The organism is Tenacibaculum adriaticum (assembly GCF_008124875.1).
In the GTDB taxonomy this organism is placed as follows: domain Bacteria; phylum Bacteroidota; class Bacteroidia; order Flavobacteriales; family Flavobacteriaceae; genus Polaribacter; species Polaribacter adriaticus.
Genome location: NZ_VNIA01000003.1, coordinates 1 through 21,930 on the forward strand (window position 1 = coordinate 1; position 21,930 = coordinate 21,930).

Genomic DNA, 21,930 nt, shown 5'->3' on the forward strand with positions numbered 1-21,930 from the left:
ATTGTAAAAAGCGGATTGCCTTATGATGCAAATTATAAAAGTACTTTGGTTTAAAAAAGTGTAAAATTTACTTGTTTTTTACCTCAGTTCTTTGTTGTGTGTTGTACTTTACTCAATTTCTTCTCCCTTGCAATTTTTTGATTCAGTATTATTTTTCTTTATTTAGATAAATCTTAAATATTAAAAATGTCAATATGACATTTGTTTAAGTAAAAAATGATAATTATTCTGAAAATTAGACAGAAATTTTTGCTTAAAAATACGATTTATCCATTCTGGTATTTTTTTTGTTTTAGTTATATCGAAATCAATAAGGATTTCAAATTTGAAATAATGTTTAATTTAAAATTTTGTAATTATGAGCAATTTAGTTAGTGTTCCTAAAAACGGAAGTTTAGCAAACACAAATTCAAATGCCAACTTCTTAACTTTGTCAAATTGGTTAGATGATATCTTTAATAGAGATCTACCATCAGTATTCACTTCAAATTTCAATACTGGAATTACTTTGCCAAAAGTAAACATCAAAGAAACTGCCGACGCTTTTATGGTTGAAATGGCAGTTCCAGGTCTAAAAAAATCAGATTTCCATATTGAAATTGACAATCAAGTATTATCAATTTTTACTGAGACAAAGGAAGAAAATGAACACAAAGAAGGAAATTATACTCGTAGAGAGTTTGGTTACTCTTCATTTAAAAGAACTTTTACACTTCCAGAAAGTGTAAATGATGAAAAAATTAATGCTAACTATAATGAAGGCATTTTAAATATTCTTTTACCGAAAAAAGAAGAGGCGAAACAAAAGCCAGTTAGAAGCATTAAGATTTCATAATTGAATTCACTAAATTTTTAGATGATGTGTGTATAGAAGTGGACCGAGAAATCGGTCTTCACTATACTCCTACAAGTGTTTAATGATTTAAAATTATAATGTGATGCCAAGAAAGTTTAAACCTGGAGATTGGGTAAAAGTTAAAGGGAAACTTATTGCACCAAAAATGCAAGTTCTCAAATATGTTCCAAAAAAAAAATCAATACTTGGTTTGGTTGATAATGACAATTATTTGGAATGTGTTTGGTATAAAAATGGTGACCGAAAAACAGCAGTGTTTCATCAAAATAAATTGATTAAGATGATAGAAACTGGTGGTTTGTTCAAAATACTTTTAACAACCCCTAGACTAAATTTAACTTAATATCTAAAGTGATGAAAAAATATATTTTATTATTCTTTGTTGGCTTGTTAAGCGTTAGTAGCAACGGACAAAAGAATAAAACAAAAAGTACGGAAACAAAAGAAAGTGAAGGAAAGTTAGTAGAACAACCTAAAGGTTTTTGGAAAGTTGATCGAGAATATGATGAAAACAAAAATTTAATTAGATATGACAGTATTTATTCTTGGTCTTCTAATAATACGTTCAATAACCTGTCATCCTCAGAGCGTGATAGTTTGATGGAATCTTTAAAATCAAGATTTTTTACAAATTTTTCGAAATTTGAAAATCAAGGGTTTGAAGATATTTTTTCTCAAGATTCACTTTTTAGCAAACGTTTCTTTAACAACGATTTTTTCGGAAGTGATTTTGGTTCAGATTTTATGAATATTGACAAAATAAGACAACAAATGATTGCAAGGGAGAAGAAATTTTTAAAAAAATATCAGTCAGAATTTATTAAACCTGAAGACGAAAACTAAATAGTTTTCGTCTTTTTTCTTGTGAGTTCGGTTTTGTTGCATTACACACAACGAGTAATATAATACCCATCTGTTTTAATTGTGAGTATTCACTGATAGGTAAGTTATCAGAAAATAAATTAAAAAGCAAAACAAATTTAACAATACAACTTCCAGATATTTTCTATATGTTTGTATAGAATTTAGCATAAAATGAAAAACATTTATACATATAAGCAATGCAAGTCGGTGGTTAAATCACCGTACTGTTGGGCTTTTAATGTATAAATGTTATGATGATATAAAATTATACAATTGTAAAAAGTCCGGCTGTTAAGTCGGACTTTTCATTTTTACACAACTAAACAAACTACTATTTATGAAACAACTTTATCTAAATTATCTTAATACATTTCGAGGTTTATCAAGAGAAGTTTGGTGGCTTTCGCTCATCACACTCATCAATCGTGCAGGTACGATGGTAATTCCGTTTTTATCATTATACCTAACACAAAGTCTAGAATTTTCTCTAATAGATGTGGGATGGATTATGTCTTTCTTCGGGCTAGGTTCTGTAGTAGGATCATGGTTAGGAGGAAAATTAACAGACAAAATTGGTTACTATAAAGTGATGTTGGGTAGCTTATCGCTAACAGGTTTATTGTTTGTATTACTACAATATGTAACTACATTTGAAGGGTTTTGTGCCTCTATTTTTGTGCTCATGTTAGTGGCCGATATGTTTCGTCCTGCCATGTTTGTAGCATTGAGTTCGTATAGTAAACCCGAAAATAAAACACGTTCGGTAACCTTAATTCGTTTGGCAATTAACTTAGGTTTTTCTGCAGGACCTGCTGTAGGAGGGGGCATCATTACTTCTTTAGGTTACAATGGTTTATTTTGGGTAGATGGTATTACTTGTGTTTTGGCGTCTGTTTTATTGTTAAATGTTTTGCATCCGAAGAAAGCAAAAGTATTGGATAGTTTTAAAGTAGAGAATCCTATTTCAGTATATACAGATAAAGCCTTTTGGATTTTTCTTATTGCCATGATGTTGTTTGGAATTGTATTCTTACAGTATTTTTCGAGCATGCCTCTGTATTATAAAGAAATACATCATTTATCAGAATTGGAGATAGGTTTATTAATGGGAATAAATGGCTTTGTAATTTTTTTACTAGAAATGCCATTAATAAAATGGCTTGAAAGTGCAAAATATACTAAAATTGGCTTGATGTTTTTTGGAGGTATTTTATTAGCATCTAGTTTTTTGGTGTTAAATCTTACTTCTTGGGGAGGTGTTTTAGTAATAGGAATGTTGTTAATGACGATAGGGGAAATGATTGCATTTCCGTTTTCAAACGCTTTTGCAATGGATCGAGCAAAAAGAGGAAATCAAGGAGAATATATGGCTTTGTATAGTATTTCTTTTTCTGTAGCGCATATTTTTGGACATAATTCTGGCATGCAACTTATTAGTAAAATTGGATTTGATAAAACTTGGTATATTATTTTCGGATTAGCATTACTAAGTGGAGTCTGTATGCTTGTTTTAAGAAAAATGTTAGTAAACGAAACTAAAAGTGAATAGTTATCTTTGAAGTCTTATTTAAATAGAAATTCTTGCAAGATGGATATAAAAAACGCACAAAAAGAAGTAGATAATTGGATAAAAACTCACGGAGTTCGTTATTTTAATGAGCTAACCAATATGGCGCAATTAACAGAAGAGGTTGGTGAAGTAGCTCGAATTATAGCACGTCGTTACGGAGAACAAAGTGAAAAAGAAAGCGATAAAAACAAAGATTTAGGAGAAGAATTGGCAGATGTTATGTTTGTCGTTTTATGTTTAGCAAACCAAACAGGAGTTAATTTACAAGAAGCTTTTGAGAAGAAGTTAGATTTAAAAACAAAACGAGATCACGATCGTCATCATAATAACGAAAAATTAAAATAAGATGTCTTTATTACATAAGTTTCAACAAAAAGAATTCTGGATAAATGTTTTAAAAGTAGGATTGCCTTTTTTCATCATTGTAACCATTATTATTTTATTTATGAATAATGGAAAAGCAATCATATCAGGAGATTTTGAAACAGTATATCAAGCAAATTTTGCAAATCAAAAATGGATTCGTTTTTGGCTCATTAAAATAGTAATTAGTTTAGGGTATGGAATGTATATAACCAATAAAAACATGAAGTAATTTGGATTTACAATTAAATAAAAGCGTTTTAAAATCAGGAGAAAATATTACGATTTCAGGCTCAAAAAGTGAATCGAATCGTTTGTTAATTTTACAGCAATTATTTCCGGAAATTTCTATTGATAACTTGTCGAATTCAGATGATACTGTCCATTTACAACATGCGTTAACTTCAGATGAAGAAGCTGTAGATATTGGTCATGCAGGAACCGCAATGCGTTTTTTAACCGCATTTTTTGCTTCACAAAAAGGCAAAACAAAAGTTTTACGTGGCTCTGACCGAATGCACAATCGTCCAATTCAAATTTTGGTAGATGCGTTACATGATTTAGGTGCTGATATCGAGTATGTAGAAAAAGAGGGTTACCCGCCATTAAAAATTAGCGGAAAAGAATTTTCAAAAAGTAAAGTATCAATAAATGGAAATGTGAGTAGTCAATACATTTCTGCGTTGCTATTGATTGCACCAAGTTTACCAAACGGCTTAGAAATTAATTTGGTCGGAAAAATCACCTCTATCCCCTACATAAAAATGACCTTGAGTTTGCTTCACCAAATAGGAATAGAGGCAAATTTTGAAGAAAGTAAAATTACAATCAAACCAAAAGGTAAAACCGAAAGACACACTATTTTGGTTGAAGCAGATTGGAGTTCAGCTTCCTATTTTTATTCGTTGATTGCGTTGAGTGAAGTGAGTTCTGAAATTACATTATCAGCGTATAAAAAGGAGAGTTTACAAGGAGATCATTGTTTAGCAGATATTTATGAACATTTTGGGGTAGAAACTACGTTTGAAAAAAACACAATTCATTTAAAGAAAAATGCAAGACATCATAAAGAAACGTTGGTGTTAGATTTAAAAAATGCTCCTGATATCGCACAAACCATAGCAGTTACTTGCTTCGGGTTAGGAGTTTCTTGTAATTTGTCTGGTTTACACACACTTAAAATTAAAGAAACCGATCGTTTAGAAGCGTTAAAAACAGAGCTTACAAAATTAGGCGCTGATATTTCGGTTACTGACGAAAGCTTGTGTCTAAAAGAATCTAAAGAAATTAAAAAAAATGTTTTGATAGCAACTTATAACGATCATCGAATGGCAATGGCTTTTGCTCCGTTAGCTATAAAAAAAGCTATAATAATTTTAGATGCTGAGGTAGTAACAAAATCATATCGAAACTTTTGGGAAGATTTTCAAAAAGTTGGTATTCAACAAGCAAAGATAAAATAAACCCCAAAACGCTTGACAACGCCTATTTCGAAATCGTATATTTGCCCCCGTTGAAAAGACAAGGTTAGATTTAACCTACGTAAAATATAATATAGACTAAATGAAATTATCTCAATTTGACTTTGAATTGCCAGCAGAATTGTTGGCAGAATATCCATCAGAACACAGAGACGAGGCACGTTTAATGGTGTTGAATCGTAAAGAGCAAACTATTGAACATAAGCAATTTAAAGATTTGATTGATTACTTCGACGAAGGCGATGTAATGATGTTAAATAATACAAAGGTTTTTCCTGCTCGTATGTATGGGAATAAGGAAAAAACTGGAGCAAGAATCGAAGTGTTTTTATTACGTGAGTTAAATGCAGAAAATAGACTATGGGATGTGTTGGTAGATCCAGCGCGTAAAATAAGAATTGGAAATAAATTGTTTTTTGGGGATGATGATAGTTTGGTAGCTGAAGTTATTGACAATACAACATCTAGAGGAAGAACATTACGTTTTTTATACGATGGTTCTTACGAGGAGTTTAGAAAAAAATTATTAGAGCTTGGTGAAACACCATTACCAAAATACATTAAACGTGGGGTAGAACCAGAAGACGAAGAACGTTATCAAACAATTTTCGCGAAAAATGAAGGCGCTGTAGCTGCGCCAACTGCAGGATTACACTTTTCTAAACACTTAATGAAGCGTTTAGAAATTAAAGGAGTAGAGTTTGCAGAAATGACTTTACATGTAGGTTTAGGTACTTTTAACCCAGTAGAGGTTGAAGATTTATCAAAACATAAAATGGATTCTGAGCAAATTATTATACCAGAAGAATCTGCTAACGTTATTAACAATGCTATAAATAAAAAGCGTAGAGTTTGTGCAGTAGGTACAACAGTGATGCGTACTGTAGAATCATCAGTTTCTGCAAATCATCGTTTGAATGCCTATGATGGTTGGACGAACAAATTTATTTTTCCTCCATACGATTTTAGTATTGCAAACTGTATGGTAACAAATTTTCATACACCAAAATCTACTTTGTTAATGATGACAGCTGCTTTTGCAGGGTACGATTTTATAATGGAAGCGTATAAAGAAGCAGTTAAAGAGAAATATAAATTTTACTCTTATGGAGACGCAATGTTAATTATCTAATTAACATGCTTAAATAAAATTAAGAACCTCACAGCTGTATTTACTGTGAGGTTTTTTCATACTTTTGAATACAATGAAACCTAAAAAGAAAGACATACGGGCATTAACCAAAGATCAACTACGAGATTTTTTTGTAGAAAATGGCGATAAAGCTTTTCGAGGAAATCAAGTATATGAATGGCTTTGGCATAAAGCGGTACATTCTTTTGATGATATGACGAGTCTTTCTAAAGCTACTCGTGAGATGTTAGATGAACACTTTGTTATTAATCATATCGAAGTAGATGCGATGCAACGTAGTAATGATGGTACCATTAAAAACGCGATTAAATTGCATGACGGATTAATTGTAGAATCGGTTTTAATTCCCACACCAACAAGAACGACCGCTTGTGTTTCAAGTCAAGTAGGGTGTAGTTTAGATTGTAAGTTCTGTGCGACAGCGCGTTTAAAAAGAATGCGTAATTTAAATCCTGATGAAATTTACGATCAAGTGGTTGCAATCGATCAACAAAGTAGATTATACCATAATCATAAGCTTTCAAATATAGTTTTTATGGGTATGGGAGAGCCTTTAATGAACTATAACAATGTTATAAAGGCAATAGATAAAATAACTTCGGAAGAAGGCTTAGGAATGTCTCCAAAACGAATTACGGTTTCAACTTCTGGCGTGCCAAAAATTATTAAAAAAATGGCAGATGACGAGGTAAAATTCAATTTAGCAGTTTCATTACATTCTGCTATTGATGAGGTTCGTACATCTATCATGCCTTTTAATGCAACTTTTCCTTTAGATGATTTACGCGAAGCATTAGAGTATTGGTATGCTAAAACCAAACGAAAAATCACTTATGAGTATATTGTTTGGGGAGGAATAAATGATCGAAAAGAAGATATAAAAGCATTGGTAGATTTTTGTAAATATGTTCCTTGTAAAGTAAATTTAATTGAATACAATCCAATAGACGACGGCGAGTTTCAACAAGCAAGTTCATTAGCAATTAACAATTATATTTCAAATTTAGAAATGCACGATATTACGGTGAATGTTCGTCGCTCACGCGGAAAAGATATTGATGCTGCTTGTGGTCAATTAGCGAATAAGTCATAAATGAAGTTGTCTAAAACATTATTCGGACAAACGGTAGAAACATTAGGTTGGCTTTTAATTATAATTTTTTTAGGCCTTTTTCTTGATAGTGATTTTTTCTCCAAAAACTATTTTGAACACGGACAATGGTTAAATAATGTGTTGGTTATTGCTGTTTATTTGTATTTTTTTAAAACAGGAACAAGAAGAGTAAGAGAACAACTTATATATGCATTAATTATTGGGGTTATTGGAGAATACTTATTTTCTTTAGTATTGAGAATGTATACTTATCGACTGCATAATATACCTCATTATATTCCTTTTGGTCATGCCGTTGTTTTTCTGGGAATTTATATTTTTTCTAGAAAATCAAAAGTAAGGGCATATAGTAAGCAAATAGAGCTTTTTATTACTATTTGTATAGTAATATATTCACTTTTATTTTTAGTATTTAAGAAAGATGTTTTTGGGTTTGTATTAACTCTTTTAGTCTTTTATTCATTAAGAAAGCATCCTAAAGAGCGGTTGTTTTATCTGAGTATGTATTTTATAGTGGCTGTAGTAGAAATAGTAGGAACTTCGTTAGATTGTTGGGTGTGGCCAAGTACAGCCTATGGTAAGTTTGATTTTTTGCCAAGTGCAAACCCTCCTTCAGGAATTAGTTTCTTCTATTTTGGTTTAGATAGAGGTACAATGTCTATCTACAAAAGAAGGCATAAAGAAGTTTGGAAAAGATTTAAAAATATTAGACAATTAACTATCACAAACTAAATCCTCTTAAAGTAATCAATCAAAATATATTTTCTACTTTTGACTTTCGATATTGAACCAGTTTAGCTTAAATGAAACCTGTAGAGCAAATTAAACTTCCTATTACAAAAGAAATGGAACTCTTTGAAACTAAGTTCAAAGATTCGATGTTATCGAAAGTTCCATTATTAAATAGGATTACCTATTATATCGTTCGTAGAAAAGGGAAACAAATGCGACCAATGTTTGTTTTTCTGGTGGCAAAAATGGTTTCTGATGGCGGTTTCGATGAACGTACTTATAGAGGTGCTTCTGTCGTTGAATTAATACACACGGCAACGTTGGTGCATGATGATGTGGTGGATGATAGTAACCGTCGTCGTGGATTTTTCTCTATTAATGCACTTTGGAAAAATAAAATAGCAGTATTAGTAGGAGATTTTCTACTATCTAAAGGTTTATTACTATCTATTGATAATGAAGATTTCGATTTATTAAAACTGATCTCTATCGCGGTTCGTGAAATGAGTGAAGGTGAGTTACTGCAAATTGAAAAAGCTAGAAAGCTTGACATTACTGAGGATATTTACTTCGAAATTATTAGACAAAAAACAGCAACCTTAATTGCAGCATGTTGTGGTATTGGTGCAGCATCTGTTGGTGCTAATAACGAAACGATTCAGCAAATGAGAAAGTTTGGAGAGTATATTGGGATAGCTTTCCAAATTAAAGATGATTTATTTGATTATACAGAAGATAAAATAGGGAAACCAACAGGTATCGATATTAAAGAGCAAAAAATGACACTTCCTCTCATTTATACATTGAATAATTGCACATCGAAAGAGAAAAGTTGGTTAATAAATTCTGTCAAAAACCATAATCAAGATAAAAAACGCGTTAAGGAAGTAATTGCTTTCGTAAAAGAGAACGGAGGTATAGAATATACTACTGCAAAAATGAACAACTACAAGAATAAAGCTTTAGCAATTCTTGAAAACTACTCAGATTCAGAATACAAACAATCTTTATTGCAAATGATTGATTATGTGGTAGAACGTAAAATTTAACAGTTCGTTAAATTTGTTTTTCGTAATTTTGTAACTTAAAATGAAAGCTATTTTCACTAAAATATCATCGTTTACATTAGCCTTATTAGTGTTGTTATCTACGTTTTCTTTAACGATAGAGAAGCATTTTTGTGGCGATTTTTTAGTAAATGTTTCTTATTTTGGAAAAGCTCAAGGCTGTGCAGATGAAATGGGTAAGGGTGATTGTGATGCTCTTTCTGTAGTAAAAAAGAAAAAATGCTGCAAAGATGAAATTCAGCAGATAGAAGGACAAGACGATTTTCAAAATACTTCAACAGAAAAATTCGACTTAAAACAACAACAATTTGCACTTGCTTTTGTTGTTTCATATAACAATTTGTTTAAAGACCTTGAAAAGCAAATTGTTCCGCACAAAGATTATTCACCACCTAATTTAGTCACCGACATACAGGTACTTCACGAAGTATTTATCATATGATTTTACACTTTTTTTAAGACGTTTCGTCTTTTTAAATAGTGTTTAGAATTTTAATGATAATATAAAAATAATGAAAAAATATATAATTTTCAGTGTATTTACACTGATATTCATGCATTCATTCGCGCAACAATCGTATAAAGGAATGATTATGGATAAAAATAATTCGAAGGATAATTTAGGTGTTTTCGGAGCCAATGTGTATTGGTTAAACACCACGATAGGTGGAACTACGAACGAAAAAGGATGGTTTGAGATTCCATATAAACCTGAATACAAAAAACTGGTGGTAAGTTTTGTAGGTTTTAAGACCGATACTATTGAAGTGAAAAGTTTAAAACCAATTCACTACTTTTTAATGGAGGAAAGTGTTTTAGATGAGGTTTCTATATCTGCAAAGAAAAAAGCAACTGCAAAATCATATTTAGAAACACAGAATATGTTTATTGTTAATAGTGATGAACTATTAAAGGCGGCTTGTTGCAATTTGGCGGAAAGCTTTGAAACAAATCCGTCAATCGATGTGAGTTTTTCGGACGCATTAACAGGGACAAAACAAATTCAAATGTTGGGGTTAAACAGTCCGTATTTGATGATTGCACAGGAAAACATACCAATGGTTCGTGGTGCTTCACAGGTTTATGGACTTACTTTCACTCCAGGTACTTGGGTTGAAAGTATTCAGATTACGAAAGGAGCAGGAAGTGTTGTAAATGGTTTTGAGAGCATTTCCGGACAAATAAATGCAGAGTTAGTAAAACCTTCAACTGATAATAAATTCTTTGTAAATGGTTACGGAAATTTAAACGGGCGTTTGGAATTGAATACGCATTTTAATCAGAAACTAAACGATAAGTGGCAAACTGGTTTGTATGTACATGGAAATTATCGAGGAGAGAAGTTTGATAAAAACAACGATACTTTTTTAGATGCTCCGTTAGCAAATCAAATCAACGTAATGAATCGTTGGCAATATGCTAACAATAAAACAGGTTGGGTAAGTTTTTTAAACTTCAGGTTTATGAATGATGAAAAGCAAACGGGTCAAATCAATTTTAATCCAGATGTTGATAAGGGAACTACTAATGCTTGGGGTAGCGAAATTAAAACAAAACGAGTAGATGCTTCTGCTAAATTGGGTTACGTGTTTCCTGAGTTGCCTTTTCAAAGTATGGGATTACAATTAGCATACAGTAACCATGATCAAGAGTCGTATTTCGGTTTGAGAGATTATAATATAGAACATCAAAGTGTGTATTCAAACTTCATTTTCAACTCAATTATTGGAGATACACGACATAAGTTTAAAACGGGAGTAAGTTTTACACATGATAATTATAATGAATTGGTGGTTGTAGATGTTTATAAACGATATGAAAACTCAATCGGAACTTTTTTTGAATATGCTTATGACAATACCGAAAACTTTAGTTTAACAGCAGGTTTACGTTTAGATCATCATAATTTATTAGGAACGTTTGTAACTCCTCGTTTACATGCTCGTTATGTTCCGTGGGAAAAAGGAGTGTTACGAGCTTCAGTAGGGAGAGGAAAAAGAAGTGCTAACATTTTTGCTGAAAATCAGCAATTATTTGCTTCTTCAAGAACAATAAATATTAATAGTTTTGGAGGAAACATCTACGGTTTAAATCCAGAAACCGCTTGGAATTATGGAGTATCATTTTTACAGGGTTTCCGATTATTTGATAAAAAAGGAGATGTTACGTTCGATTTTTACCAAACAAATTTCACGAACCAAGTAGTTGTAGATTGGGAAAATCCACAAGAAATATCATTTTACGATTTAAACGGAAAAAGTATTGCTAATAGTTTTCAGGTAGAGTTGAATTACGAACCGATAAAACATGTTGATGTACGTACAGCGTATAAATATTTTGATGTAAGTACCGATTATATTTCAGGTAATTTATCGAAGCCAATTCAACCAAAACATCGATTTTTTGCCAATACTTCATATGAAACGCACAAAAATGAAAATGGAAGTCAATGGAAGTTTGATGCAACGTATAACTTTATTGGTAAGCAGCGCTTACCAAATACAAATGGATCATTAGAAACTTTTTCGAAAGGATATAGCCTGCTGAATACTCAAATTACGAAAGTGTTGTCAGATAAATTTGAAATATATGTTGGAGGAGAGAATATTACAAATTATAAACAGAAAAATCCTATCTTAGGAAGTGATGATCCATTTGGAGCAAATTTTGATAGTACCATTATATATGGACCTATTTTTGGAGGTAGTTATTATGCAGGATTTAGATTTAAAATAAAATAATCATAAAATAATAGATTCCTGCCTTTGTAGGAATAATAAAAAAGAATAAAAAAATGAAAAAAATATTCACAATAGTAGCAGTTTTTTTGATGGTGTTTTCAATAAAAGCACAAAAGAAAAACGCAAAGGTAACTTTAGAGGTAGATGGTGTTTGTATGATGTGTAAAAAACGTATTGAAAAAGCGGCTTTAAATACCAAAGGAGTAAAATTTGCCAATTGGGATGTAGAATCTCATTGGCTAACAGTTATCATGGATGAACGCAAAACCAGTAAAACGATGGTTTGTGAAAATTTAGCAAAAGCAGGTCATGATACAAAAGAAATAAAAGCAACGAAAGAAGATTATGACAATTTACATCCGTGTTGTAGATATCGAGATGAAGAGATTATAGAAGACCATAACAAAAAAGACAAATAGTTATGAAACATTTGTATGATGTTCAAGGTATGACTTGTGAAAACTGCAAGGCGTCTGTTAAAAAATATTTGGAAAAAGTAGAAGGTATAAATAGTGTTGAAATAAACCTTGAAAAAGGAGAGGTAGAAATACAAATGAGCGAACATGTGTCTTTGCAAGATTTACAAAAAGTATTACCTTCTAAATACACGATTAGTTTAAAAAAAGAAACAATTGTTGTTAATAAAGAAGAGGAGAAAAGTAAATTTCAGCAACTCAAACCTTTGTTTTTAATTCTGTTTTATATAACAACAGCAAGTGTGTTATTACACTATAAAGAATGGAGTTGGCAAGGTTTTATGCTCGATTTTATGGGGCTTTTTTATATTGTATTTAGCTTTTTTAAAATGTTAGACTTAAAAGGATTTCCAGATTCTTTCAGCATGTACGATCCGTTAGCTAAAAAAGTACCTATGTATGCTAAAATATATCCTTTTATTGAAACAGCGTTAGGGTTAATGTTTTTGTTGCGTTTTAAGGTAGGTATAGCATTAATTGCAACAATACTAATTTTAGGGGTTACAACTTTTGGAGTAACAAAAACACTTTTAGATAAAAAAGCCATTAGATGTGCATGTTTAGGGACTGCATTAAATTTGCCTATGACAGAAGCAACATTTATAGAAAATATCATAATGTTGGTAATGGCAATTTTAATGTTAGTATAAGCTAATATTAACAAGTCATAAAAGCCTCCTAAACTTATCTTTGGGAGGTTTTGTATAAAGTAATTTCACGTTCTTTGTAAAATGTTTTCTACGAATACTTTTATACACTTTTTAGATGTTTCTATAGATGATGAATTACCACAAAAATTCAACTATCCATTTCAATATACACCACATAAAATAAGTAAAATTGCTGCGGAAGAAGTGCAGAACTACCTCGAAAATCAAACCGATTTTAAAGGCGGTTTCGATAAATTAGGAAAGATGTTTGGAGTTTTAATTGTTAAAACACTTGAAGGAAAACTCGCATACATAACCGCTTTTTCGGGAAGTATTAATGAAAATTTCTTACTAAACGGATTTGTTCCTCCAATACTTGACACTTTAAACCCGAAAGTTTTTTTTAAAGTAGGGGAAGAGAAACTAAATCAAATTACTCGAGAAATTGAAGCCTTTGAAAAAGATGAGTTGTATATTTCTTTACAAATAAAAATCGCTACAGCTAAAAAACAGCAAGAACAAGAAATTAATGCGTTCAGAGAGGTGCTTAAAACAGCTAAAAAGAAGCGTGAAGTAAAACGTAAAGAAGCTAAAGAAAAACTTAAAGATGATGCTTTTTTAAGGCTCTCAGAAGAGTTGCAAAAAGAAAGTGTTCGCCAGAGTTTTAAATTGAAACGTTTAAAGAAAGATTGGGAATCAACGTTAGAGAAGCTTCAAGAAGAGTTAATTGATTTCAAAAAACCATTAACGGCTTTAAAAACAACACAGAAAACGTTTTCTGCACAATTAAAAGAACAATTACACGAAAATTATCGATTTTTAAACGCACAACATCAGCAAAAAAACTTAATAGAAATTTTTAAGGAAACATATTTTCAGCCCCCTGAAAGAACAGGAGAATGTTGTGCTCCTAAACTATTGCAATTTGCTTATCAAAACAATTTACGACCCATTACAATGGCTGAATTTTGGTGGGGAAAATCACCAGTTTCAGAAATTAAAACGCACAAGCAATTTTATCCGGCATGTAAAAGTAAGTGTAAACCTGTTTTAGGGTTTATGTTACAAGGTTTAGAGGTAGATAAAAACCCTGTAAAAAATAGAAATAATATTATATTAGAAATACCTTACGAAGATGATTATTTGTTGGTAGTGGTTAAACCTTATCGGTTTTTATCTGTTCCAGGAAAACAAACCGAAGATAGTGTGTATACCCGCATAAAAAAATATGTGCCCAATGCAACAGGACCAATGATGGTTCATCGATTAGATATGGGTACATCTGGTTTATTAGTAATTGCAAAAACATTTAAGGTGTATAAACACTTACAACAACAATTTGCCGACCGAACGGTTAAAAAAAGATATGTGGCTATACTCGATGGAATTATTAAAAAAAACAGCGGAACCATTAATTTACCTTTACGAGCAGATTATGATAATCTTCCTCGACAATTGGTATGTTTTGAAAGCGGAAGACCCGCACTAACTCGTTATGAAGTAATAGAGCGAAAAAACAACCAAACAAAGGTTTATTTATACCCAGAGACAGGAAGAACACATCAATTACGTGTACATTGTGCACATCACTTAGGGTTAAATACACGAATTTTTGGTGATGATTTATACGGAATAACAAAAGATAGATTGTATTTACACGCCGAACAATTAGAGTTTACACATCCAATTACTGAAAAGAGAATTGAGTTTTTTTGCGAAAGCGGATTTTAGAATTCGCTATCGTCTCGTATATGATCCGTAGTGGATTTACTACGCAAATCTTTCGGTTTAGCATATTAAATATACAAAAAAGATCGACGAAGCACAGACTCCGCCTATGACTTATATACAATGTTAGCAGCTGGTTTTATTTTATTATCAATTTACTTATTCTTCAAAGTCTGTTGATAAAGAAAGGTTTTTCCATTGTTCAATTTGTTGTGATAAATGAGTGATTTTATTTGTTGCTCTTTTGTGTGCGTCACTTCCTAAAAACAAAAGCGTTGGTGGATTTTGACTATTCACTAATTCAATGAAAGTGTTCGCAACTTTGTCGGGATTGCCTAATTGTTTTCCGTCTATTTCATTCATTTTTTGGTGTGCAATTTTCAAAAAAGCATAATCATCAATTTGTTTTTTGCTGAAAGCAATAGAGTTTGGCTTGGCAAAGTTGGTGCGAAACCAACCGGGCAAAACTGCTGTAACATTTATGCCTAATGGTTTCAAATCATTTACCAATGCTTCTGACAAACCCGTTACCGCAAATTTTGCTGCAGAATAAATACTCCAACCAAGTCCGGGCGCAAAACCGGTTATTGAAGAAATATTGATAATATGTCCTGAACGTTGATTTCGTAAATAAGGTAATGCTTGTTGAATGACTTTTACAACAGCGAAAAAATTAACATTGAAATTGTCATTTATTTCTTTTTCCGATAATTCTTCAAGTGCACCGCCAATTCCATAACCTGCATTGTTTACAATTACGTCTATTTTTCCAAAAACGTTTTTAGTTTTTTCTAATGACGTTGCGATTGACTTTTCATCTGTCAAATCCACCTCCAAGGGCAATAAATTTTCATTTGTAATTTCCGAGAATGCGGAGATTTTTCGTGAAGTTGCAGCAACTTTTTTTCCTTGCAATAATAATTGTTCTACTAACGAACGGCCAATGCCTTTTGACGCTCCTGTAACGTACCAAATATTTGATTTTTCCATTTTTATCCTCTTTTGTGGGTTCAAAATTAGAATAGATTTTTCGGGTATTGGTAGTAGAAAAAAAACAGATGTTTGTAAAAATCAAACCGATTTAAAATAAGTTGGGTTCATTCCCGTTTGTTTTTTGAAGAATTTATTAAAATGTGCAAGGTCATCAAAACTCAAAGTTTCACTTATTTCAGAAATAGTCCAATCGGTGTGTTTGAGTAAGATTTTTGCTTCCGTGCCTATTCGCTCAAATATGTGTTGGCTTGTAGTTTTTCCTGTAACTTTTCTCACGCACCTATTCAGGTAATTAACATGAACAAATATTTTCTCTGCGTACTCGCTAGGTAAACGAAGTTTTAGTTTGTCCGATTTGTATTGAATAGGGAATTGCTGTTCCAATAATTCCGTAAAAATCATTGTAATCCGTTTACTTGCATCTCCATATTGGAAGAGATTTTTGGGTGGTATCCATTTCATTGCCAAAAAGTACAATTCACTCACATAATTTCTAATTAAATCATACTTGTGAATATAATCTTCTTGTACTTCTTGGAGCATTTTTGAGAATAAATTTTCTATCTCTTGGTAATTGCTTTCAGATAATTGAAAAATAGGCGGATTTGATGATTTGAAAAGAGAAAGATTACCTAAATCTAACTTGTAATTGCCTTGAAAAAATTCATTTTTAAAAACACAAAAATATCCTTTGGTTTTAGTTGATAAAGGTTGGTAGGAATATGGAATATTCGGGTGAAAAAATATTAAAGTATTTCCGTTTATTTTGATATTCTGATTGCCATATCTAAAAGTATTCTCGCCTGAAAAAAGCATTATTTTAAAGAAATTTCTACGAATGTGAATAGGTAATTCTTCGTTTTTTATCATTCGGGTTTCAATCTGAAACACATTGAATTGTCCGATAGTTTTGTGTAAATTTTCAGGATATTTATTGATTTTGTATTTGTAAAACTCTTCTAGTGTTTCCATTTTTGACTATTAGTAAAAACGAAATCAAAGTACAAAATATTTGGTAAAAAAATTTCAATTCTAAATGTAAAGATTAATCACTTATATCTGCCGATAGCGAAGTTTGTGTTTTTGTTTAAAAAGTTAAGTCGTTAAAACAAAAAGCAACCTCATTTGAGGTTGCTTTCTAAACTTATATCATAAAAATATCGGTAAAGATATTCTTACTTATCTATGGCGATTCACCATTACATCATTCCTGGCATTCCACCACCCATTGGAGGCATTCCACCACCTGGGTTGTCTTCTTTAATATCTACTAAAGCACATTCGGTAGTTAAGATCATACCCGCTACAGAAGCCGCGTTTTCTAAAGCGATACGTGTTACTTTTTTAGGATCTATAATACCGGCTTTAAGCATGTCTACATATTCTTCAGATTTAGCGTCGTAACCAAAGTCTTTTTTACCTTCTAATACTTTGTTAATTACTACAGAACCTTCACCACCAGCATTTTCTACAATTGTACGTAACGGAGCTTCAATAGCTTTATTTACGATTTGTACACCTGTAGTTTCGTCTAAGTTTTCAGTAGTTAATTTTTCTAACACTTTTTTAGCACGCACTAAAGCAACACCACCACCAGCAACAATACCTTCTTCAACAGCTGCGCGAGTTGCGTGTAAGGCATCGTCTACACGATCTTTCTTTTCTTTCATCTCAACTTCCGAAGCAGCACCTACATATAATACAGCCACACCACCAGCTAACTTCGCTAAACGTTCTTGTAACTTCTCTTTATCGTAGTCAGACGTAGTAGTTTCCATTTGTGCTTTAATTTGGTTAACACGTGCTTTAATTTGCTCTGCGTTGCCAGCACCATTTACTACAGTTGTGTTATCTTTATCTACAGTAACAGTTTCTGCAGTACCTAATAAATCTAAGGTTGCATTCTCTAAAGAGAAACCTCTTTCTTCAGAAATTACTGTACCACCTGTTAAAATAGCGATGTCTTCTAACATTGCTTTTCTACGGTCTCCAAAACCAGGAGCTTTTACCGCAGCAATTTTTAATCCACCACGTAATTTATTTACTACTAAAGTTGCTAATGCTTGTCCATCTACATCTTCAGCAATAATTAACAATGGGCGACCTGATTGGGCAACAGGCTCTAAGATTGGAAGAATTTCTTGTAAGTTAGAAATCTTTTTGTCGAATAATAAAATATAAGGATTGTCTAAATCAGCAATCATTTTATCAGCATCTGTTACAAAGTAAGGAGATAAGTATCCGCGGTCGAATTGCATTCCTTCAACAACATCTACATAAGTTTCCATTCCTTTTGCTTCTTCAACAGTAATCACTCCCTCTTTACCAACTTTCTTAAAAGCTTTAGCGATTAGGTCACCAATTACATTGTCGTTGTTCGCAGAAATTGCGGCAACTTGTTGAATTTTTTCTGATGAATTTCCAACTTCTTTAGCTTGTTTTTCTAAATCAGCTACGATAGTACTAACCGCTTTGTCGATTCCACGTTTTAAATCCATCGGATTTGCACCTGCGGCAACATTTTTTAATCCTTCTTTAACGATAGCTTGCGCTAAAACAGTTGCAGTTGTTGTTCCATCACCAGCTAAATCGTTGGTTTTAGAAGCAACTTCTTTTACCATTTGCGCTCCCATATTTTCAAGAGCATCTTCTAATTCTATTTCTTTTGCTACTGTAACACCATCTTTAGTTACGTGAGGTGCGCCGAAAGCTTTAGAAATAATTACGTTACGTCCTTTAGGACCTAAGGTTACTTTTACTGCATTTGCTAATGCATCTACTCCACGTTTTAATCCGTCACGAGCATCTACATCAAATTTTATATCTTTTGCCATTATGTTTTAATTTTGTTTGATTAAACAATTGCTAAAATGTCGCTTTCGCGCATTATTAAATAATCTTTTCCTGCTAATTTTAATTCGGTACCAGCGTATTTACCATATAAAACACTATCGCCAACTTTAACAGTTAAAGGCTCTTCTTTTGTGCCTTTCCCAATGGCAACAACAGTCCCTTTTTGTGGTTTTTCTTTGGCGTTATCAGGTATAATAATTCCTGAAGCTGTAGTCGTTTCTGCGGCAGCTGGTTCTACAAGAACTCTATCTGCTAAAGGTTGAATTTTTAATCCCATTTATTTTTAAATTTTGATTAATTTAATTTCTTGAATATTTAGTTAGACAGAAAGTGTGCCAATACATAAAAACTGCCATTTTTTCGTTGCTCGAATTTACTACTTAAATTTGAGGAATAAAAAAATGCCAACGTAGTGACACGTTGGCATTTTGAATATTATTAAAAATACAATTAATTAACTGAATCTTTTGTTGTTGTAGCTGGAGTAGTTTCTACTGGTACAGTAGTAGTCTCTACACCATTTAATGTGTCGTCTAATTGAGGGGCGTTTACGGTATTTCCTCTTGGAATTGCAAAGTTTGATAATAAAATTAAAGCAAACATAGCAATCGCTAACGTCCACGTAGTTCTATCTAAAAAATTGTTTGTGTTTTGAACACCTCCAATAGTGCTAGCACCACCACCAAAAGCAGATGATAAACCACCTTCTTTAGGGTTTTGAACCATTACGATTAAAATCAATGCTACAGCAACGATCAATATTAAGATTAAAAGTAAAGTATAAGTCGTCATTATTTATTGTTTTGTAAAATTTGTATTCTTTTTATTTGGTCTGCAAAGAAACCACTTTTTTCTGGATATTTCAAGCTTAAAATTTCATATGCTTTTATTGCATTCTCATATTTCTTTTGTTCTAAGTAAACCTTTGCTAAAGTTTCCGTCATTAATTGTGGAAATTGAGGCTTTTCAATAGACTTAACTTCTGATGATATTGCTTTACTTACCCGAGGGATTTTAGGGCTGTTAGCAATAAAATTATCTATAATAGTTGCTTTTTCTGATTTTTTTTCAGGTTCTGCCTCGCGAATAATTGGCTTTTTTGCGGCTAATTGTAACCACTGATTAAACGAATGTGTTTCGTTTCTTGTAAAAGGGAGCGGTTTACCAATTTCTAATTCTTCAGTTATTTCTGTAAAGTTACTTTCTGAGGTGATGTGTTGAGTTACTTTTTCTTTCTCTTGAGATTCTTTTTTTATAACATCAGTGAAAACTTTAGAAGTTATAAAATTGAATAAAATGGTTCTGTCTGTTGTGTAAGCGGCAGTTATTTTTAATTCATTATTGTACTTAAAACTTTCTTGATTTTTTAATGTTTTTAGATACAAAGCTCTTGCCGATTGAAAATAAGGATATTTATCAACAATCGCTTTTAATTCAAAAGCGTTGTGTTGTTCGATTTGTCTCGGGTTGTTTAAAAGCGCTATGTAATCCGATTTTACCACTTAGCTACTGATGCATTAAAAATATCTTGAATAATTCTTTCAAGAATAACATCTAAAAGACCTTCAAGAACAGAGCCTTGAGGGAGTTGATCGGCAGGAAAATCTTCATAAAAAGAAAATTGTTTTTCAAAATCATCTTTTTCATTTAAACGATTTGTAAAACGCACATTTATCGTAATAGTTAGTCTGTTTTGCGCAGCCGTTTGGTTAGCAGTTGCACTCATCGGTGTAATTCTATACCCAATAATTTCACCTTCAAAGTGTAAATCACCACCAGCTGTAACTAGGGTTAAATTTGTTTGACGTGTAAATAAATCTTGTAAGTCTTGGGTAAAACGCTGACTTAAAGTTGGTTCTACTACAGGTGCTTGATTTGGGAAGAAATCTACCTGAATTGTTTTTGCATCTCCTGTATTTCCTCCTGTAAATGAATAGGCTCCACAGGAAATCAATACTAGAGACGTTATAAAAAATAAAAATTGGTGAATGAGTTTTCGCATAAATCCAAAAGTAGCAAATTAGTTATAAGTCGTATTGTTTTATTTTACGATATAGGGTTCTTTCTGAAATTCCTAATTCTTTAGCAGCCAATTTACGTTTATTATTATTTTTTTCGAGTGATTTTCTAATCATCTCAATCTCTTTTTCTTGTAATGATAAACTTTCATCTTCTTCTATCGTTTCAGCAAAATCAAAAGAATCTTCAGTTGATGGTGTTTTAGCAATTTTTAAAACTTCAATATTTGAAGGTTTTAATACATCATCATTTTGATAAATACGCTCTATCAAATTATGATTTTCTTCCTGTACTTGTTCAACATCTCCACTTTGCATTAAATCGAGCGTTAACTTTTTTAAATCGTTAATATCGTTACGCATATCAAACAATATTTTATACATGATGTCTCGTTCGGTAGCAAAATCATTGTTTTTAGAACTAGTATTACCGATTACCGCAGGTAAATTATTTATGGTTGGTAAATAATGTTTTAATTTCTCTGCAGATAAAGTTCTGTTTTCTTCTAAAATAGAAACTTGTTCAGTAATATTTTTTAATTGACGGATGTTACCAGGGTAGCTGTAATTTATTAATAAATTCGTTGCATTTTCGTCTAAACGAATGGTTGGCATTCTATATTTCTGAGCAAAATCTGCTGCAAATTTTCTAAATAACAAATGAATATCCTCACCGCGATTACGAAGTGGTGGTAAAGAAATTTCAATAGTACTTAAACGATAGTACAAATCTTCACGAAATTTCTCTTTCGCAATAGCTTGCTGCATATTTACATTGGTAGCAGCCACAATTCGTACATTGGTTTTTTGTACCTCAGAAGATCCTACTTTAATAAATTCTCCATTTTCGAGTACGCGTAACAAACGTACTTGTGTGGTAAGTGGTAATTCTGCAACTTCATCTAAAAAAATGGTTCCCCCATCTGCAACTTCAAAATAACCTTTTCTGGCTGCAGTAGCTCCTGTAAAAGCGCCTTTTTCGTGTCCGAATAATTCACTATCTATGGTTCCTTCTGGAATTGCACCGCAGTTTACTGCAATATATTTTGCATGTTTCCTGTGTGATAATTGATGAATTATCTTTGGTATGTTTTCTTTTCCAACACCACTTTCTCCAGTAACTAAAACTGAAATATCGGTAGGGGCAACTCGTATAGCTTTTTCAATAGCCATGTTAAGTTTTGCATCATTACCAATAATGCCAAAGCGTTGTTTTGTAGCTTGTAAGTTTTCCATATTTATTAAGAATTAAAGACGTTTTGTCTCTTTGT

Annotated in this window: 24 protein-coding genes; 16 read left to right on the forward strand and 8 right to left on the reverse strand. The window is 32.0% G+C overall.

Annotated elements, in window-relative coordinates:
- The first annotated feature begins 358 nt into the window (after positions 1–358).
- From C7447_RS08980 to C7447_RS09055, 16 genes are all read left to right on the forward strand, one after another.
- Positions 359–835, forward strand: a complete 477-nt coding sequence (locus C7447_RS08980) for an Hsp20/alpha crystallin family protein (RefSeq protein WP_148870185.1) — start codon at positions 359–361, stop codon at positions 833–835.
- A gap of 103 nt (positions 836–938) precedes the next feature.
- Complete coding sequence (locus tag C7447_RS08985) at positions 939–1,199, forward strand: YodC family protein (protein WP_148870186.1); 261 nt, start codon at positions 939–941, stop codon at positions 1,197–1,199.
- An 11-nt stretch (positions 1,200–1,210) separates the two neighbouring features.
- Positions 1,211–1,699, forward strand: coding sequence for a hypothetical protein (locus tag C7447_RS08990; RefSeq protein WP_148870187.1), 489 nt, complete (start codon positions 1,211–1,213; stop codon positions 1,697–1,699).
- 358 nt (positions 1,700–2,057) lie between these two features.
- On the forward strand, positions 2,058–3,269 hold the full coding sequence (locus C7447_RS08995; RefSeq protein ID WP_148870188.1) for an MDR family MFS transporter: 1,212 nt from the start codon (positions 2,058–2,060) through the stop codon (positions 3,267–3,269).
- 39 nt (positions 3,270–3,308) lie between these two features.
- Positions 3,309–3,635 (forward strand): nucleotide pyrophosphohydrolase, encoded by a 327-nt coding sequence (locus C7447_RS09000; protein WP_148870189.1) that lies wholly within the window; start codon positions 3,309–3,311, stop codon positions 3,633–3,635.
- A 1-nt stretch (position 3,636) separates the two neighbouring features.
- On the forward strand, positions 3,637–3,885 hold the full coding sequence (locus tag C7447_RS09005; RefSeq protein WP_148870190.1) for a hypothetical protein: 249 nt from the start codon (positions 3,637–3,639) through the stop codon (positions 3,883–3,885).
- A 1-nt stretch (position 3,886) separates the two neighbouring features.
- Entirely contained in the window at positions 3,887–5,116 is a 1,230-nt protein-coding gene (locus C7447_RS09010) for a 3-phosphoshikimate 1-carboxyvinyltransferase (protein ID WP_148870191.1), read from the forward strand.
- Positions 5,117–5,216: 100 nt separating this feature from the next.
- Positions 5,217–6,266, forward strand: coding sequence for a tRNA preQ1(34) S-adenosylmethionine ribosyltransferase-isomerase QueA (gene queA / locus C7447_RS09015; RefSeq protein WP_148870192.1), 1,050 nt, complete (start codon positions 5,217–5,219; stop codon positions 6,264–6,266).
- 73 nt (positions 6,267–6,339) lie between these two features.
- Positions 6,340–7,380, forward strand: coding sequence for a 23S rRNA (adenine(2503)-C(2))-methyltransferase RlmN (gene rlmN / locus C7447_RS09020; RefSeq protein ID WP_148870193.1), 1,041 nt, complete (start codon positions 6,340–6,342; stop codon positions 7,378–7,380).
- Entirely contained in the window at positions 7,381–8,133 is a 753-nt protein-coding gene (locus C7447_RS09025; RefSeq protein ID WP_148870194.1) for a hypothetical protein, read from the forward strand.
- A gap of 71 nt (positions 8,134–8,204) precedes the next feature.
- Positions 8,205–9,182: a polyprenyl synthetase family protein gene (locus tag C7447_RS09030; RefSeq protein WP_148870195.1), complete on the forward strand. Its 978-nt coding sequence runs from the start codon at positions 8,205–8,207 to the stop codon at positions 9,180–9,182.
- A gap of 40 nt (positions 9,183–9,222) precedes the next feature.
- On the forward strand, positions 9,223–9,642 hold the full coding sequence (locus C7447_RS09035) for an HYC_CC_PP family protein (protein WP_148870196.1): 420 nt from the start codon (positions 9,223–9,225) through the stop codon (positions 9,640–9,642).
- Between the two features lie 70 nt (positions 9,643–9,712).
- Positions 9,713–11,941, forward strand: a complete 2,229-nt coding sequence (locus C7447_RS09040) for a TonB-dependent receptor (RefSeq protein WP_148870197.1) — start codon at positions 9,713–9,715, stop codon at positions 11,939–11,941.
- Positions 11,942–11,994: 53 nt separating this feature from the next.
- On the forward strand, positions 11,995–12,360 hold the full coding sequence (locus C7447_RS09045) for a heavy-metal-associated domain-containing protein (RefSeq protein ID WP_148870198.1): 366 nt from the start codon (positions 11,995–11,997) through the stop codon (positions 12,358–12,360).
- Positions 12,361–12,362: 2 nt separating this feature from the next.
- The gene (locus C7447_RS09050) at positions 12,363–13,067 is read left to right on the forward strand and encodes a heavy-metal-associated domain-containing protein (protein WP_148870199.1); all 705 of its coding nucleotides are present in this window, start codon (positions 12,363–12,365) and stop codon (positions 13,065–13,067) included.
- 81 nt (positions 13,068–13,148) lie between these two features.
- A complete protein-coding gene (locus C7447_RS09055) occupies positions 13,149–14,798 on the forward strand; it encodes an RluA family pseudouridine synthase (protein WP_148870200.1) in 1,650 nt (549 codons plus the stop codon).
- A 156-nt stretch (positions 14,799–14,954) separates the two neighbouring features.
- Here the strand turns inward: C7447_RS09055 and C7447_RS09060 are convergent, their stop codons facing one another.
- From C7447_RS09060 to C7447_RS09095, 8 genes are all read right to left on the reverse strand, one after another.
- Positions 14,955–15,785, reverse strand: a complete 831-nt coding sequence (locus tag C7447_RS09060) for an SDR family NAD(P)-dependent oxidoreductase (protein WP_148870201.1) — start codon at positions 15,783–15,785, stop codon at positions 14,955–14,957.
- A gap of 81 nt (positions 15,786–15,866) precedes the next feature.
- Entirely contained in the window at positions 15,867–16,760 is an 894-nt protein-coding gene (locus C7447_RS09065) for an AraC family transcriptional regulator (protein WP_148870202.1), read from the reverse strand.
- Between the two features lie 227 nt (positions 16,761–16,987).
- A complete protein-coding gene (gene groL, locus C7447_RS09070) occupies positions 16,988–18,622 on the reverse strand; it encodes a chaperonin GroEL (protein WP_148870203.1) in 1,635 nt (544 codons plus the stop codon).
- Between the two features lie 20 nt (positions 18,623–18,642).
- Complete coding sequence (locus C7447_RS09075; protein WP_148870204.1) at positions 18,643–18,918, reverse strand: co-chaperone GroES; 276 nt, start codon at positions 18,916–18,918, stop codon at positions 18,643–18,645.
- A 173-nt stretch (positions 18,919–19,091) separates the two neighbouring features.
- A complete protein-coding gene (secG, locus tag C7447_RS09080) occupies positions 19,092–19,433 on the reverse strand; it encodes a preprotein translocase subunit SecG (RefSeq protein WP_148870205.1) in 342 nt (113 codons plus the stop codon).
- Positions 19,433–20,143 (reverse strand): hypothetical protein, encoded by a 711-nt coding sequence (locus C7447_RS09085; protein WP_148870206.1) that lies wholly within the window; start codon positions 20,141–20,143, stop codon positions 19,433–19,435. The genes secG and C7447_RS09085 overlap by 1 nt, the downstream gene beginning before the upstream one ends.
- Positions 20,137–20,643 (reverse strand): LptE family protein, encoded by a 507-nt coding sequence (locus C7447_RS09090; protein ID WP_148870207.1) that lies wholly within the window; start codon positions 20,641–20,643, stop codon positions 20,137–20,139. The genes C7447_RS09085 and C7447_RS09090 overlap by 7 nt, the downstream gene beginning before the upstream one ends.
- 22 nt (positions 20,644–20,665) lie before the next feature.
- Positions 20,666–21,895 (reverse strand): sigma 54-interacting transcriptional regulator, encoded by a 1,230-nt coding sequence (locus C7447_RS09095; RefSeq protein WP_148870208.1) that lies wholly within the window; start codon positions 21,893–21,895, stop codon positions 20,666–20,668.
- Between the last annotated feature and the right edge of the window lie 35 nt (positions 21,896–21,930).